The 16,047-nt window shown below is 33.3% G+C and carries 14 protein-coding genes; 9 read left to right on the top strand and 5 right to left on the bottom strand.

Features of this window, described 5'->3' with window-relative positions; genetic code table 11:
- The first annotated feature begins 43 nt into the window (after positions 1-43).
- The 6 genes from KHA90_RS19915 (at position 44) to KHA90_RS19940 (ending at position 7,049) form a co-directional block, all read left to right on the top strand.
- Positions 44-1,003, top strand: coding sequence for a transporter family protein (locus KHA90_RS19915; RefSeq protein ID WP_213305387.1), 960 nt, complete (start codon positions 44-46; stop codon positions 1,001-1,003).
- Positions 973-1,413, top strand: coding sequence for a hypothetical protein (locus KHA90_RS19920; protein WP_244860462.1), 441 nt, complete (start codon positions 973-975; stop codon positions 1,411-1,413). The genes KHA90_RS19915 and KHA90_RS19920 overlap by 31 nt, the downstream gene beginning before the upstream one ends.
- Before the next feature lie 93 nt (positions 1,414-1,506).
- Complete coding sequence (locus KHA90_RS19925) at positions 1,507-3,666, top strand: TonB-dependent receptor (protein ID WP_213305390.1); 2,160 nt, start codon at positions 1,507-1,509, stop codon at positions 3,664-3,666.
- 181 nt (positions 3,667-3,847) lie between these two features.
- The gene (locus KHA90_RS19930) at positions 3,848-5,443 is read left to right on the top strand and encodes a PepSY-associated TM helix domain-containing protein (RefSeq protein WP_213305392.1); all 1,596 of its coding nucleotides are present in this window, start codon (positions 3,848-3,850) and stop codon (positions 5,441-5,443) included.
- Between the two features lie 245 nt (positions 5,444-5,688).
- Entirely contained in the window at positions 5,689-6,156 is a 468-nt protein-coding gene (locus KHA90_RS19935) for a DUF2306 domain-containing protein (protein ID WP_317197403.1), read from the top strand.
- Positions 6,153-7,049 (top strand): YARHG domain-containing protein, encoded by an 897-nt coding sequence (locus tag KHA90_RS19940; RefSeq protein WP_213305395.1) that lies wholly within the window; start codon positions 6,153-6,155, stop codon positions 7,047-7,049. Before KHA90_RS19935 ends, KHA90_RS19940 begins: the two co-directional genes overlap by 4 nt.
- Before the next feature lie 95 nt (positions 7,050-7,144).
- Here KHA90_RS19940 and KHA90_RS19945 read toward each other — a convergent pair whose 3' ends face one another.
- The 4 genes from KHA90_RS19945 to cysC form a co-directional block, all read right to left on the bottom strand.
- Positions 7,145-7,807: a TrmH family RNA methyltransferase gene (locus tag KHA90_RS19945; protein ID WP_213305398.1), complete on the bottom strand. Its 663-nt coding sequence runs from the start codon at positions 7,805-7,807 to the stop codon at positions 7,145-7,147.
- A 71-nt stretch (positions 7,808-7,878) separates the two neighbouring features.
- Positions 7,879-8,838, bottom strand: a complete 960-nt coding sequence (locus KHA90_RS19950; protein ID WP_213305400.1) for a sulfotransferase family protein — start codon at positions 8,836-8,838, stop codon at positions 7,879-7,881.
- A 9-nt stretch (positions 8,839-8,847) separates the two neighbouring features.
- Positions 8,848-9,531 (bottom strand): aspartyl/asparaginyl beta-hydroxylase domain-containing protein, encoded by a 684-nt coding sequence (locus KHA90_RS19955; RefSeq protein ID WP_213305403.1) that lies wholly within the window; start codon positions 9,529-9,531, stop codon positions 8,848-8,850.
- Between the two features lie 17 nt (positions 9,532-9,548).
- The gene (cysC, locus tag KHA90_RS19960; protein ID WP_213305406.1) at positions 9,549-10,085 is read right to left on the bottom strand and encodes an adenylyl-sulfate kinase; all 537 of its coding nucleotides are present in this window, start codon (positions 10,083-10,085) and stop codon (positions 9,549-9,551) included.
- A 143-nt stretch (positions 10,086-10,228) separates the two neighbouring features.
- Here cysC and KHA90_RS19965 point away from each other — a divergent pair, with 143 nt between their 5' ends.
- The 3 genes from KHA90_RS19965 (at position 10,229) to KHA90_RS19975 (ending at position 15,055) form a co-directional block, all read left to right on the top strand.
- The gene (locus KHA90_RS19965; protein ID WP_213305409.1) at positions 10,229-10,918 is read left to right on the top strand and encodes an SIR2 family NAD-dependent protein deacylase; all 690 of its coding nucleotides are present in this window, start codon (positions 10,229-10,231) and stop codon (positions 10,916-10,918) included.
- Positions 10,919-11,169: 251 nt separating this feature from the next.
- Entirely contained in the window at positions 11,170-12,516 is a 1,347-nt protein-coding gene (gene purB, locus KHA90_RS19970; RefSeq protein ID WP_213305412.1) for an adenylosuccinate lyase, read from the top strand.
- A gap of 289 nt (positions 12,517-12,805) precedes the next feature.
- Positions 12,806-15,055, top strand: a complete 2,250-nt coding sequence (locus KHA90_RS19975) for a cation:proton antiporter domain-containing protein (RefSeq protein ID WP_213305430.1) — start codon at positions 12,806-12,808, stop codon at positions 15,053-15,055.
- A gap of 83 nt (positions 15,056-15,138) precedes the next feature.
- On the opposite strand, the gene KHA90_RS19980 is transcribed toward KHA90_RS19975, so the two are convergent.
- The gene (locus tag KHA90_RS19980) at positions 15,139-15,777 is read right to left on the bottom strand and encodes a peroxiredoxin (RefSeq protein WP_213305414.1); all 639 of its coding nucleotides are present in this window, start codon (positions 15,775-15,777) and stop codon (positions 15,139-15,141) included.
- Positions 15,778-16,047 lie beyond the last annotated feature (270 nt).

Consider the following 16,047-nt stretch of genomic DNA (forward strand, 5'->3'; position numbering starts at 1 on the left):
AGCTTGCAACGGAAAGCGGGATCAGCTCCTAAAAATAATTAAAATGAAAAAAATAATAGTAATGATTGCCCTTTTGGTTGGTTCATCGGCCTTTAGTTTTACCGTAAAAGATAGTATTTCTGCCTTTACCTTTCAACGTTTAGCGATGATGGAAGATTTTGATTGTGATGCTTGCGGATGTTCAGCAAGTGGCGGAAGTATGGGTTTCGGGTCGATGTTGAATAATAATTTTGTTGGTTTGAGATATCTTAAACAAAGCTACACAAGCCGCGACGGAATTTTCGCCAATTCACCTTGGATTGACGAGAACTTCAATACCATTCAGGCTTGGGCGCGCATTCCGGTTACGGATAAAATTCAGATTTCGGCATTGGTTCCGTATCATTTTAACGAAAGAAAATTAACTGCCGGAACAGAAAATATTGAAGGTTTGGGAGATATTACTGTGATGGCTTTGTACACGGTTTTTGAAACGAAAAAAGACAGTACGTTTTTTACGCATAAAATAAATCTTGGTGGTGGTGTAAAACTTCCGACTGGGAAATTTAAAGAAGCTAATAATTTAGGAAGTGTGAACCAGAGTTTTCAGTTAGGAACCGGAAGCTGGGATTTTCCTGTGATTTCTGAATATGTAATTAAACACAAAAATCTGGGTTTAAACACGACATTGAATTATATCTTCAAAACTGAAAATAGTAAAAATTACCAATACGGCGATCAGTTTAATTATGCAGGAACGTTCTTTTACTTGTTTGATTTAAAATCGGTGCAAATTGTTCCGCAAGCAGGTTTGGCGGGCGAAGTTTACCAAACCAACAAGCAATATAGTTTAGATTTACCCAATACGGCCGGAGATATTTTATTTAGCAAATTTGGCGTTGAAGCCGGAAAAGATAAATTTTCGGTTGGATTAAACATGATGTTGCCTATCAATCAAAACTTGTCAAGCGGCAATATGGAGGCAAATTACAGATGGAGTGTAAACCTGAATTATACACTATAATTTTAAAACAAAATACCAACAACGAAACAGGCTTGAGAAAAATCGTCATCATATTTCTTTCCTTCATGCTTTTAATGCCTTCATTTGGCAGTTTCTGCGTTTATACGGCATTTAAATTAAATCAGGAAGAGATATCAAAAACGATTTGTGTACAACGCAAAATGCTTTTTAATAGCTGTAATGGTCGATGTGAACTTCAGAAAAGTTTAAAAAAATACGATGACAACGAAAAAAGAATACACGACAATCTGAAAGAAAAAACAGAAGTTGTTTACATACAAAATACCATTTTAACCGATTTTAAAATTGTAGTACCAATGGAATCCCGAGCAAAAATTTTTGCTCCCATGGATAAAAAACCTATTTCAATTTCAAATTCAACTTTTCATCCTCCTTCTTATTTGATATAGATTTAAGTCCTGCTTTTCAATTCCTTTGAAACGCTTTTACTCGTATTCTCCCAAGGGAATATCAGTTACTTTATAAAATTTATATCATTTAAAATGAAGAAAATATATTTTACCCTTTTAATTATAGGGCAATGTTTGCTAGCACAAAATAAAACAGAAAAAGATACCACAAAATCGCAAGAACTCGATAATGTTTTTATAACAGCCAACAGAACTGCTACATTACGCAAAGAAACTCCAGTTGCCATTAGCAAAATAACGGCTAAAACCATCAACGAGACTAAAGCAACAGCGGTTTATGAAATTATCAACAAAACACCCGGGGTTTTAATGGTCAATTTAGGAAACGAGCAGCACATGATGTCGATTCGTCAGCCTATGACAACCAATGCTTACTATCTATATCTGGAAGATGGTTTGCCAATTCGTCCAATGGGAATCTTTAATCATAATGCTTTACTGGAAATTAATCAGTTTAATTTGCAAAGTATCGAGGTTGCAAAAGGCCCTGTTTCGTCTTTGTACGGACCTGAAGCGGTTGGTGGAACGATCAATTTAATTTCGCTAAAACCTCCTGTTGATCCGGAATTTAAATTTGGCGTTCAGGCTGATAATTATGGCTACAGAAGATTTCAGGCTGCCGGTGGTGCAACAATAGGGAAAGTTGGTTTTCATATTGCCGGAATTTCAAGTCTGCAGGAAAACGGCTGGATGACGTATTCTGATTATAACAAAGACAATCTAAATGCAAGAATCGATTATAACATCTCCTCTTCTACCAGATTGATCAGTAATACGATGTACGGGAAATATTATTCGGACATGAGCGGAACGGTTAATGAGGATGATTTTAACAACAGAACATACAAAAGTACTTCTAGTTTTACCTATCGAAAATCTGATGCTTTACGAACACGATTAACACTGGAACATGATTGGAACCCTAATTCCAGCAGTTATATTACAGGATATTTACGTGACAATAAATTAGGACAAAATCCTTCGTACGGAATTAGATGGAGCCCAACTGTAAACCCTACTACTGCAAAAGGTGAAGTCAACTCTAATAACTTTAAAAGTTACGGTGCCATTGGACAACATACTCAGAAATTCGACTTCCTGAATACAAAAATAGTTGCCGGAGCTTTATATGATTATTCTCCCGTAACCTATTGGTCGTACGTTATTGATCTAAAAGCCAATCTAAATCCGGGAGAAACGGGTAAACAAACCGTGAGTTCTTATGAGATTATCGCCCAACATCCGGACTCAAAACTAGCCGATTATACTGCAGATATTTTCAATAATGCAGCTTACGCTCAATTAAGTTTTAACCCTATCGAAAAATTGATAGTCACAATTGGCGGCCGTTACGATAATATGAAAGTCAATTACGAAAATGCCCTTGACAATTCTACCGGAAGTAAACTTTATGACAAAATGACTTTTAAAGTAGGTGCTAATTATAACCCAGTGGACTTTGCTGGGTTTTATGGCAATTACTCACAAGGATTTGCGCCTCCGGGAATCACCTCGATTTTTAGAACCAAACCCGGAACTGGAGGAACAACTGGCGTTCCTGCTGATTTTTATTATAATCTGGAACCCGCTACTTTCGATAATTATGAAGTGGGCGGATGGTTTTCTTTTCTTGAAAACAAATTAAATTTCGACTATGCTTTGTATTATATGGAAGGTAAAAACGAATTATTAAACATTAAACTCGCTGACAATTCAACTGATTATCGATCAGCAGGAGAAACGCGTCATAAAGGAGTTGAGTTTGGAGCTTCGTATCATCCTTCAAAACAATTCAACATCCGCGTTGGCGGAACTTATGCCCAACATACTTATATCGATTTTAAACTTTCGGACAAACCATCTGATCCTGTTCAGGACTTAAACGGAAAAGAAATGCCTGCTGCACCCAAATGGTCCGGAAATTCTGAAGTAAGTTATTACCCAAACTGGCTTCCAAACCTAAGAACATCTGTAGAATGGCAACTTGTTGGGAGCTATTATCAGGATCAGATCAATACCGTAAAATATGCCGGCTACAACATATTCAACGCCAGAGTGGGTTATCAATGGAAAAAAATTGAAGTTTACGGAAACGTGCTTAACCTAACGGATAAATTATACGCTTATAATGTTTCAAGAGCCAATACCGCAAACGCTCAGCCCACTTATACAGCAGCGGCACCAAGAACTTTTGTGTTTGGAATTCAGTATAATTTTTCATTAAAAAAGTAGATATAATTTATGCCACAGATTTCGCAGATTAAAAAGATTAAGAAATTTATAAATTGAACCATAAGAGATTAAGAAAAATTAATTTTTGCTTAATGAACCTTAATACCTCAATGGTTCAAAAATCTTTTTAATCATTTTAATCTGTGGCAAAAAAAATTAGCTAAATCATAAAAACTCAAATATGGGCAAAGAAATAAAAGACAAAAAGTCTAAAAAGAAAGATTCAAAGTTTGTCAAGAAGATCAAGCAGCACATGTACAAATGGCATCGTACGATTGGTTTAATTACCATCGTTCCTGTTATTTTCTGGACTTTATCAGGATTGATGCATCCGTTTATGGCGCATTTTTTTAAACCTGAAATTGCACACGAAAAACTAGAAGCACAAATAATTAATAAAACTCAATTGAAGTTTTCGATTCAGGAAGTTCTACAGAAAAATGAACTAGCGCAATTCAAAAATTTCAGAATCGTTACCTTCAATAATAGAACCTATTATCAGCTTAAAACCATAATTGGCGAATTATGGTATTTTGATGCCTCAACAGCAGAAAAACTGGAAAACGGAGATCAAAAATATGCCGAATGGCTTTCGCGTTATTTTCTGGAGGATCAAAAAAGTGCTGTAAAAAAGAGCGAAGTTGTCACCGAATTTACTTCGCAATACAAATATGTCAATCGTTATTTACCGGTTTACAAACTCAGTTTTGGTCGTCCCGATGCCATGCAGGTTTATGTAGAAACATCATCAAGTAAATTAGCCACTTATAACCCAACGTCAAGACAAGCATTTATCTGGTTTTTTGATACGTTTCATAATTGGTCGTTTGTAGACGCGATTTCAAACAACAGTATCCGAATCATTACAATGATTTTTCTATTGTCCATCATTGGATTTTCTGCCTTGAGCGGAATTTTAATCTATGGTTTACTATGGAAACAATTTAAAAAGACAGATAGTTTGCAACCAAAAAAAGGTCTTAGAAAATACCATCGCCAAATTGGTATCTGGATTTCACTTTTCACTTTGACATTTGCATTTAGCGGCGCTTATCATGCTACAACAAAATGGAATCCGTATACTTTATCGCAAATGGTTTATGAACCAACATTTAAAACGAAAGAAATTCCGGTTGCGAATAATAATCTGAATTTAGACTGGAGCCGTTTTCAAAATTTGAGTATTATAACCTTAAATGATACAACGTATTTCCGTTGCCAATTGCTTGAGAAACAAAAATTCAAAACATCTAAATTAGATCCAAATTCAAAATGGAATAAAAAAGACGATCCAAAATCTGAGGTAGTTTATATTAATGCTGCAACCAATAAAGTTGCGCCAAATCTAGACTTTAAATATGCTGAATTTCTGGCTTATTATTTTACAGATGGTGCTCCAAAAGCAGCTTGTTGCGAAATGACTGAAAGTTCAGATGAACCTCAGCCTTCTTTAGAACACGTAAAATTATTAGAATCTAAACTCTTAACCGATTTTAGTAGTCGCGAATATGGTTTTGTCAACAAAAGATTACCGGTTATAAAATTGGCTTATGACACTCCCGAAAAAACAACTTATTTTGTCGAAACTTCGACTTCAAGATTGGCTGCTGTAGTTAAAAATTCAGATATGGTCGAAGGTTATTCTTTTGCCATCCTGCATAAATTTTTATTTATGGATTGGGCAGGAAAAAACATTCGGGATCTGACAATGGTTTTAGCCGCATTAACTATTTTGATTGTTAGCATTTTGGGCTTTATTTTGTTTTTAAAAAAGTAGAAAAAATCTATTGATCCCTCAGCATCCTTACGCCGGGGGATTTTCTTATATTTGTTTCAAATTTATCTTTATTAAAATTGAAAAGAAATCTAAGCTTTTTATTACCAATTATATGGATACTGTGTTTTAGTTACTTTTTCATATTAATGATTAAAATAACCTAGCAATACATTCCAATTAATAATAATGTTGCTTTTCTTCAGATAAAGCAAACTGAGATTAGTCAAATCCCATTTTACTATCCCATATTTTATGTTCATGTTTACTCTGCAATTTTTGTTTTGCTTGCCGGATTTTTTCAATTAAGCCCTTTACTTTTAAAAAAGTTTCCTGTAACACATAGAAATATTGGCAAATTTTATGTTTTTGTTGTTCTGTTTTTAAGCGCGCCTTCAGGCTTGTTTATTGGACTTTTTGCCAATGGAGGATTTTATGCTAAAATATCCTTCGTTACTTTATCAATTCTATGGTTTTATTTTACATTAAAAGGTTTTACATCTATTAAAAATAAAAATATTGACCAGCATAAGGCTTTTATGTTAAGAAGCTTTGCGTTAACATTTTCTGCCATAACGTTACGTTTTTGGAAGGTTATTCTAGTATATTTGTTTCATCCGGCACCAATGGATGTTTATCAGATAATCGCATGGCTGGGATGGATTCCTAATTTATTAATCATCGAATATTATCTTTATAACCAACTAAAAAAATGAAACACCTTTTTTGTTTATTATTATCAATACTCCTTTTTTCCTGTAATTCTAAAGAGAAAAAAACGCTAAAAAACAGTGCTGAAAATCAGCCTAAAGAAATTAGAACTGATTTGTACGGTTCATACGTTGGTGATTTTGCTGTTTTAGAACGAGATACCAGCAGACCTTCAAAAGAAAATGAGATTAACAAGATTAATATTGTCATCAAGAAAATTACAGAATCAAAAGTTACTGGACAAAGTGTTGTTGCCGGTAATAGCAGACCGCTTACAGGTACAATGACAGTAGAAGGAAATACAGTTCATTTTACACTTAACGAACCCGGTGATGATAAAAATGACGGTGTTTTTGATTTTGAAATCAAAAACGATACTCTTTTAGTGGGAACCTGGACCGCTAATAATCTTAAAAAAGAAGTTACCAAAAGAAAATTTGAACTTACTAAAAAAGAATTTAAATATGATCCTAATGCGATGCTTCCAGATCAGGAATCTTATATCGATTACCAAAATCCAAAAGAACAACAAATCACAGAATCAGAAAGTGATGATCCGGCAGATGCTAAAATAGAGGAACCGTATATGGAAACTGTTTACAGAGCAGCATCAGAAAGTATTGTCACCCTAAATTCATCTACACAAAAATTAAAAGAATCTGATATTAAAAATCTTAAAAAAATTGATTTGGAGATTCTTAGAAACACCATTTTTGCCAGACACGGATTGACTTTTAAAACCAAAACAGTTCGTCAGTTTTTTGATAGTGTCGAATGGTATATTCCTGTTTCGGATAATGTAAACAGTGCATTGACAGCTACAGAAAAACAAAACATCGTTTTATTGAAACGTTTTGAAAAATATGCCGAGGATAATTATGATTCTTTTGGAAGATAGATTTTGTTTTTGCCAAGAATTTCACGAATTTTCACAAAGTAATTATTTACATTTTTTGAATTAGTGAAAATTCGTGAAATTCTTGGCAACTTTTTTTATCGTGGATTTTCTTCGTAATATCTTGCTTCAATTCGTTTGATATCTTTAATAGAATTTTTAGCCCAGTCTAAACGTTTTTCCAGAATTTCTTCTTCGGATAAATGCCAGTTGATGTCAGAATTTTGTAATCTGTTTGTCAAGTTTTGGATGATAATGGCAGCAGAAACTGAAATGTTTAAACTTTCTGTAAAACCAACCATTGGAATTTTAAGAAAACCATCTGCTTTTTCCAGAATTTCTTCTGATAATCCGTCTCTTTCTGTCCCAAAAAATAGCGCGCTAGGTTTTGTAATATCGAAATCTTCCAGCAAACAATCATTTTCGTGCGGTGTTGTTGCAATAATTTGATATCCCTGATCTTTTAAAGTAGAAATACAATTTGTAACGGAATCAAATTGATTGATATCAACCCATTTTTGTGCGCCCATTGCAATTTCCTTATCGATTTTTTTTCCGTAACGCTGTTCGATTACGTTAAGTTCCTGAATTCCAAAAACCTCACAACTACGCATAACTGCACTTGTATTATGCATTTGAAAAACATCTTCAACAACAATCGTAAAATGTTTAGTTCGGTTTCCCAATACTTTTAAAAATTTCTCTTTACGGTTATCTGTCAAAATATTTTCAAGGAAAGCGAGGTAATCTAAATCAATCATTTTGTTTGTATTTGTAGCAAAAATACATTTTAAATAAAATAGAAAGAAACATTCAGAACATTTTCAATATGCTAAATTTCGATAAGCGCATTGTTTAATTTTTCATGTAACAAACTGACTTGTGTAAAATCTATTTGTAGAGATTCCTCTTTAAAAAAATCACCTTTAAAAACTGCATTTTCGTTTTTAGAATGTTTATTTAGACGCTCGTACATTTTTTCCAGTTCATCATGGTGATAATTAACATTGATAAAGGATATGAATTTTTCAATCACCTTTTTCATTCCTTCATTATAATTGAGTTTTGTCACATTTTTATCTGTTTCGTAAAAGCCCAGAAAAGCCTTAAAATATTTCTCTAAAACTAAAGCCCCATATTGATGAAAACTAATTTTTTCAATTTCTTTAGCCGAAATTCCAAAAACATTCGATGGCAATACATTAGGAACCATATGCATTCCAGTTCTTTTTTGATGTGATTTTAAAACCTCGATTGGATTTCTGTAAAGCAAAGCAAAAGGAATTTCAGGAAAAATTGATCTCAAAAAATCGGCATTAAAAATATGCCAGGCATCAAGTTTTATAATTAGATTCTTTTGTTCCAGAAATCTTTTTTGTCCCAATAATGCAATGACAGCTTTAAAAAGATCGGCTTTTTTATCTGAATTAAATGTATTACTTCTTAGAATTTCATCGATAATTGGCGCTTCTGAAACCATAATATTTTCAGATGAAGTTGCTAAAGACTGACTTAACATTGTAGAACCACATCGTGAAACATGAAAAACTAAAGATTTTAATTCTGCCGAAATTAATTCTTTCGACCAATCTATCAAATTTTCAACAGTACTCACTATTTTAAATGATTGCGAATTATACGCATAACTTTTACATTTTGAAATTGTTTCATCAAAAAAAGGTTCAGCATATTTTATATCTGCCAGATAAATCCATTCAAAATAAACGTTGTTATCTTTTTCAATTAACTTATAAGGAATCCAATTTGAAAGTGGATGATTTATATTTTCCATTTTATATATTTATTTTGCTAATAAATCTGCAATCACTTTATTGTTAACTTCTGATGGATTTCTGGAAAGCTCCGCAATAATTTGTTGCTTTACTTTATCTGAATATTGCTCTTTTTTTGAAGAGTAATGGATATCAAAACCCATTTCTGTAAATAATTTATCCGACCAATCATTTCTAATACAATCAAGTGTGAGATGAATACGCGGTTCTGAACTTTTATTTTCAACGCTGTGAACAAGCTGAAAATTAGCATACCAACATTCTCCCATTTTCATAGGAACACGTTTTTTATCAACATAAAAAAACACTTCATCGTTCGTAATAATAGGAATATGAATCCTGAAAAAACCATCTTCATAAGAGGTGTCATTATCAACATGTTCTTTTATTTCGCTTTCTGGTCCTAATCGAAGCAACCGAACCGCTTCTTTTTCACATTGAAACCAGTCCATAATTTCTTTAAAATATTGACAGCTATTAAGCAGTTCTGTGTCTTTATATTCCACATCTGGAAAAGAGGTAATATCATTTACCAATCCAGATTGCGATCTAAGGGAAACGCTTGTCCAATTTCCTTCATAACGACCTGTATTAAAATGTGGTGTCCACAAATCATTTTCGCATATTGCGAGTTCTTTTTGTAATTTATCGATCGAAAAAGAAATGGGAAGTTTACTGGAAGATGGATTCATGGATTTAAAAAATTAAATTATTTAAAATCAGATAAATTATTAATGATGAAATTATAGAGTTTATGAGTCGAAAAAGTCTCCGTTTCAAAATCGGTTTTTAGTACTAAATCTGCTTTTTCAGGAATTTCAAAAACATCGCTTATTCCTGTAAAGTTGTTTATTTTGTTGATGTCACTATCCGGAAGTAACGCTTTTTTATACAAGCCTTTTGGATCTCTTTTAATTAGATTATTGAGAGAACAATCCAGAAATACAGTTCTGACGAATTCATGTTTTCGCAATTCATTTCGTAAACTTTCGTACGGATTTATAACTGACATTAAAACAATCTTTGTATCTGATTCAATGAAATTTCGCCCTACGTTGAAAAGTCGTCTGACATTTTCGCATCTGTCTTCTTTAGAAAATCCTAAATCTTTGCAAATCGTTTTGCGGTAAACATCGCCGTCAACTATTTGTGCTGTAAGTCCGTTTTTAATTAACAATTCCCGAACATTTTGCGCCAATGTCGTTTTACCGGAACCTGATAAACCTGTAAATTGTATTAAAATCATTGGAAATTTATTTTGTTTTAAATCTTCTTAAAAATAAATAATTTGTAAGACGCTTACAATAAGTATAAATACGTTTTTATTGTTTTATTAAAAACGGGAAAGAAGTAAGTAAATCACTATTTTTATCTTTTAATTAAAAAAGCATGAAAAAGAAATTAGTTGTTTTAACCGGAGCCGGAATTAGTGCCGAGAGTGGTATTAAAACTTTTCGCGACAGTGATGGTTTATGGGAAGGTCATGATGTTATGGAAGTTGCAACTCCTGAAGGCTGGCGAAAAAATCAGGAATTGGTTTTAGACTTTTACAACAAAAGACGAAAACAACTTAAAGATGTGAAGCCAAATTTAGGGCATTATATTTTAGCTGAATTAGAACAGGATTTTGATGTTCATATTATTACACAAAATGTTGATGACTTACACGAACGAGCAGGAAGTACAAAGGTCTTGCATTTGCACGGCGAATTGCTAAAAGTAAGAAGTGTCCTGAATCGTGATTTAATTCTGGATTGGCAAGATGATTTATTTACGGGCGATCTTGACGAAAACGGGCATCAGCTGCGACCACATATTGTATGGTTTGGTGAAGATGTTCCAGCGCTTGAAGAGGCTATAGAAATTACTGAAACTGCTGATTATTTTGCGGTAATTGGTACTTCATTACAAGTATATCCTGCTGCCGGATTAATTTCCTACACCTATAGCATTACACCCGTTTTTTATATTGATCCAAAGCCAATTGCGATCCCGAATATTCAGAACAAAGTAGAAGTTATTGCTAAAATTGCCTCTGAAGGTGTAGCGGAATTAAGAGAAAGATTAAAATCGATTTAACTGATTAAACACGAATTTCACGAATTAGCACGAATTATATTGATTTAAAAATGAATTGAATTTTGTTTTTTAGATTTTATCTTAAAAAAGAAATACAGATTAGTTTACTTTGATTCATATTCGTGAAAATTGTGAAATTTGTGTTTATCTCTTTTTTCTTTTACTCATTTTCATCTGACTATTGACTACTTGATTACTTTTAATCCGCAAATTCTGTTTATATTTGTGCCTTTCGAAAAAACAACATAACAATGACTACTTTAAACGAATTGAATGCTATATCACCAATTGACGGACGATATAGAAGTAAGACCCTTTCATTAGCTCCATTTTTCTCTGAAGAAGCTTTAATCAAATACCGTGTATTAGTTGAAATTGAATACTTTATTGCCTTGTGCGAAGTACCTTTGCCACAACTTGCAGGCGTAAATCCAAATCTTTTTGACAGTTTACGTGATATTTATAAAAATTTCTCTACTCAAGATGCTCTTTGGATAAAAGAAACGGAGAAAGTAACCAATCACGATGTTAAAGCGGTTGAATACTTTATCAAAGATGCTTTTGAAAAATTAGGTTTATCTCAATACAAAGAGTTCATTCACTTCGGTTTAACTTCTCAGGATATTAATAATACTGCGATTCCGCTTTCTACAAAAGATGCGTTTGAGCAAGTTTATTTACCATCTCTAATTGGTTTAATTTCTAAATTAAAAGAATTAAGCACAGAATGGAAAGACATTCCAATGTTGGCACGTACGCACGGACAACCGGCTTCTCCTACTCGTTTGGGTAAAGAGATTCTGGTATTTGTAGAACGTCTTGAAGAGCAAATGCGATTGTTGTTTAATATTCCGTTTGCTGCAAAATTTGGTGGTGCAACCGGAAATTATAATGCACATCACGTAGCATATCCGCAAATTGACTGGAAAAAATTTGGTAATAAATTTGTTGAAACTGATCTTGGTTTACACCATTCTTTTCCAACTACTCAAATAGAACATTATGATCATTTTGCTGCATTTTTTGATGCTTTAAAAAGAATCAACACAATAGTTATCGATTTAGATCGCGATATCTGGACATATGTTTCTATGGATTATTTTAAACAAAGAATCAAAGAGGGAGAAATTGGATCATCAGCAATGCCACATAAAGTGAATCCTATTGATTTTGAAAATTCAGAAGGAAACTTAGGAATCGCAAATGCTATTTTTGAACATTTAGCTGCTAAATTACCTGTTTCAAGATTACAGCGTGATTTAACTGATAGTACTGTTTTACGTAATATTGGTGTGCCAATTGGTCATACAATTATTGCTTTTGAAGCTTCTCTAAAAGGTTTGAACAAATTGCTTTTGAATGAAGCTAAATTTGCTGAAGATTTAGAGAAAAACTGGGCTGTTGTGGCCGAGGCTATTCAGACTATTTTGCGTCGTGAAGCATATCCAAATCCGTATGAGGCCTTGAAAGGTTTGACCAGAACAAACGAGGCTATTGATAAAAAAGCAATTCATAATTTTATTGCGACTTTAGAAGTTTCTGATGCTGTTAGGGCAGAATTAATGGCAATAACACCTAGTAATTACGTAGGAATCTAAAGAAAACTCAAAATATTTTCTCAAAAAAAGCTATCTTTATCGAGATAGCTTTTTTTATTTACAAATCTTGTTAGGAAATTAGCCCAGATTACTTCACTTAACTTTTATTTTCATAGGAGTTCAGTGAATTTCATTTGCAATAGAAAGCCTTTTGCGAAAAAAACTTTATTTTTTTTGCCGGGACAGAGCGACCAACGGAAGCTCCTTAAACGACTTTAAAAATATGTTTTTTAAGTAAAAGCTTGAAATGGAAAGCTGGATTAAGCTCCTAAACGACAAATACCACTTTATGATTGCCTTAAACGCCGCTGCAGAAACTACACACCATTTACAACCCCTTATTAGCGACTTGGGATTAATCCTGATGACCGCCGGTATCGCTGTTTTGATATTTAAAAAAATGAAACAGCCTCTAGTTTTAGGGTATTTAATTGCAGGATTTTTAGCAGGAAACCACTTTGACTTTTTCCCATCGATTACTGATATGAAAAGTGTTGAAGTCTGGGCAGAAATTGGGGTGATCTTTTTATTGTTTAGTTTGGGTCTCGAATTTAGTTTTAAAAAACTGATGAAAGTTGGCGGAACTTCCTCGATAACTGCCATAACGCAAATTTTATTCATGACGCTCATTGGTTATTGTGTTGGACAATGGATGGGTTGGGGAAAAATGGATAGTATTTTTCTTGGCGCGACACTTTCGATTTCGTCGACAACTATTATTATTCGTGCGTTTGATGAACTGGGAGTTAAGGGGAAAAAGTTTGCCGGAATTGTATTTGGCGCTTTAATTGTGGAAGATATTGTTGCGATTTTAATGTTAGTATTATTATCGACAATTGCTGTTAGTGATCAGGTTTCGGGTGGAGAATTATTACAATCGGTTTTAAAATTAATATTCTTTTTAATTATATGGTTTTTGGGCGGAATTTTCATTATTCCTACGATCCTTAAGAAGGCTAAACATCTTTTAACGGATGAAATGCTGCTTATTATTTCATTAGCGCTTTGTTTGATGATGGTTATGTTTGCTGCAAATGTGGGCTTCTCGCCTGCTTTGGGTGCTTTTATTATGGGTTCTATTATTGCAGAAACTACTCAGGCAGAAAAAATAGAACATTTGATCCAGCCTGTAAAAGATTTATTTGGTGCCGTTTTCTTTGTATCAGTCGGGATGTTAATTAACCCTGAAACTTTGGTTACGTATATGTTGCCGGTGGCTCTTATCACGTTGTTGACAATTTTCGGAAAAGCATTTAGTTCTTCTATCGGGGCTTTATTATCCGGGCAACCGCTTAAACAATCTGTTCAGACCGGGATGAGTTTGGCTCAAATTGGTGAATTCTCGTTTATCATTGCTACTTTGGGTATGACTCTTAAAGTGACAAGTGATTTTTTATACCCAATAATTGTGGCCGTATCTGCGATTACTACTTTTACAACTCCGTTTTTGATTAAATATTCGGATCCTTTTTCTGGATATCTGGAGCGAAAATTACCCAAAAAATGGATTAAAAACATCAACCGCTATAGTGTTAATGCGCAGGCAATAAAATCTGTTAGTACGTGGCAAATCGTACTTCGTGCTTCTGTCACGCAAATTATTCTGCATACTATTATTATTACCGCTATTATTTTATTATCGTCAAAATTCGTAGCGCCTTTAGTGGCTGATACGCGCTTTGGAAATACTTTGGCTGCATTGATTACATTGGTTATAATTGCTCCTTTTTTATGGGCTCTTTCGTTGCGACGTGTAAAAGTTGCGGAAGTTGAAGAATTATGGGAGGAACGAAAATATCGTGGCGCACTTTTGATGATTATTTTGATCAGAATGAGTCTTGGTTTGTTTTTCGTTGGATTTTTACTGAATATTTTCTTCTCGCCTTTAGTAGCGTTTGTGGCGTTGATAATTGCTATTGGTGCTTATCAATTATTTCCTAAAAAACTGAATGATCAATATCATAAAATCGAAAATCACTTTTTGAAAAATCTTAATGATCGTGAAAATAAAAAAATTGACAGAAGATATGCCAATTTAATGCCGTGGGACGGTCACATGTCTATTTTTGATATTGGTAAAGAATCTAATCTTGCAGGCAAAACTTTAGAAGAATTACGTATTCGTGAAAATATGGGAATTAACATTGCTTTTATAAGACGTGGTGAGGTTACAATCCCTATTCCGACTAAAAACGAACGTTTATTTCCCGGTGATGAAATTTGTGTTATTGGTACCGATGAACAAATTACACAGTTTACCAACTATTTACAAAATGAAGTCGAAGCCGCAAATAACTCGAAAGAATCAGACATTGTATTACGCCAGTTAGAAATTTCTAATGATGATTTTATACAAAAAAGAATTGGTCAGTTTAGAGAAAAAACTGGCGGTCTTGTTGTGGGAATTGAAAGAAACGGTAATCGAATTTTAAATCCGGAATCGAATTTGACCTTAGAAAAAAATGATATTATATGGGTTGTTGGAGATAAAAAACGAATGAACGAGTTAATGAAAAAGAGTGTTCATGTCGAGTTATAAATAAAGCTACTAAGGCGCTGAGTTTTTTTTTATATAAAACTTTTAAATCTTAGAAACTCAGCGCCTCAGCAACTTAGAAACTTTTATTTATTAGGTTGCGGTGTCATTCGCAAATAAGGTTTTATTGGCGTATGTCCTTTTGGAAATTTTGCCGGAATATCACTATCTAAAACGGCTGGAATAATTACTACATCTTCGCCATCTTTCCAGTTTGCAGGAGTTGCTACGCTATAATTTGCTGTTAATTGCAAACTGTCAATAACACGAAGTAATTCTTCAAAATTTCTTCCTGTTGAAGCTGGATAAGTCAAAGTTAATTTGATCTTTTTATCAGGTCCAATAACAAATACGGAACGTACTGTAAATTTCTCGCTTGCATTAGGATGCAACATATCATACAATGTCGCTATTGTTTTGTCTTCATCAGCAATTATAGGAAAGTTTACTGTTGTATTTTGAGTTTCGTTAATGTCTTTAATCCACAGTTTATGAGATTCCAGACCATCAACACTGAGCGCTATAACCTTTGTATTTCTCTTTTTAAATTCAGGAACATAATTGGCAACTGTTCCTAATTCAGTAGTACAAACCGGGGTAAAATCTGCGGGATGCGAAAATAAAACTCCCCAGGAATCTCCTAACCATTCATGAAAATTGATTGGACCTTCGGTTGTTTCTGCATGAAAATCCGGAGCAATATCTCCTAATCTTAATGTTGACATAATTTATATTTTTTTAGTTCATCTAAAATTAGTCAAAAAAAGCACAAGGAAAACAACGAATTTTTAAAAATAAGTTAAAGTTCTATATTTTCTATCATTAATGTCCGATAAAAAATAAAACCAAAAGAATTTATTTCTTATACGTCTCATTGTCAGTGTTTTAATTTTTTATTATTGTATTTTTTTAAAAACAGGTTATAAAATAAATGATAGTTGTTCTGATTCAGCCTTGTCAATTATCCAATCTTTTTCTGGATTTTCTAGAAATTT

This window comes from Flavobacterium psychroterrae (assembly GCF_018380615.1).
In the GTDB taxonomy this organism is placed as follows: Bacteria; Bacteroidota; Bacteroidia; order Flavobacteriales; family Flavobacteriaceae; genus Flavobacterium; species Flavobacterium psychroterrae.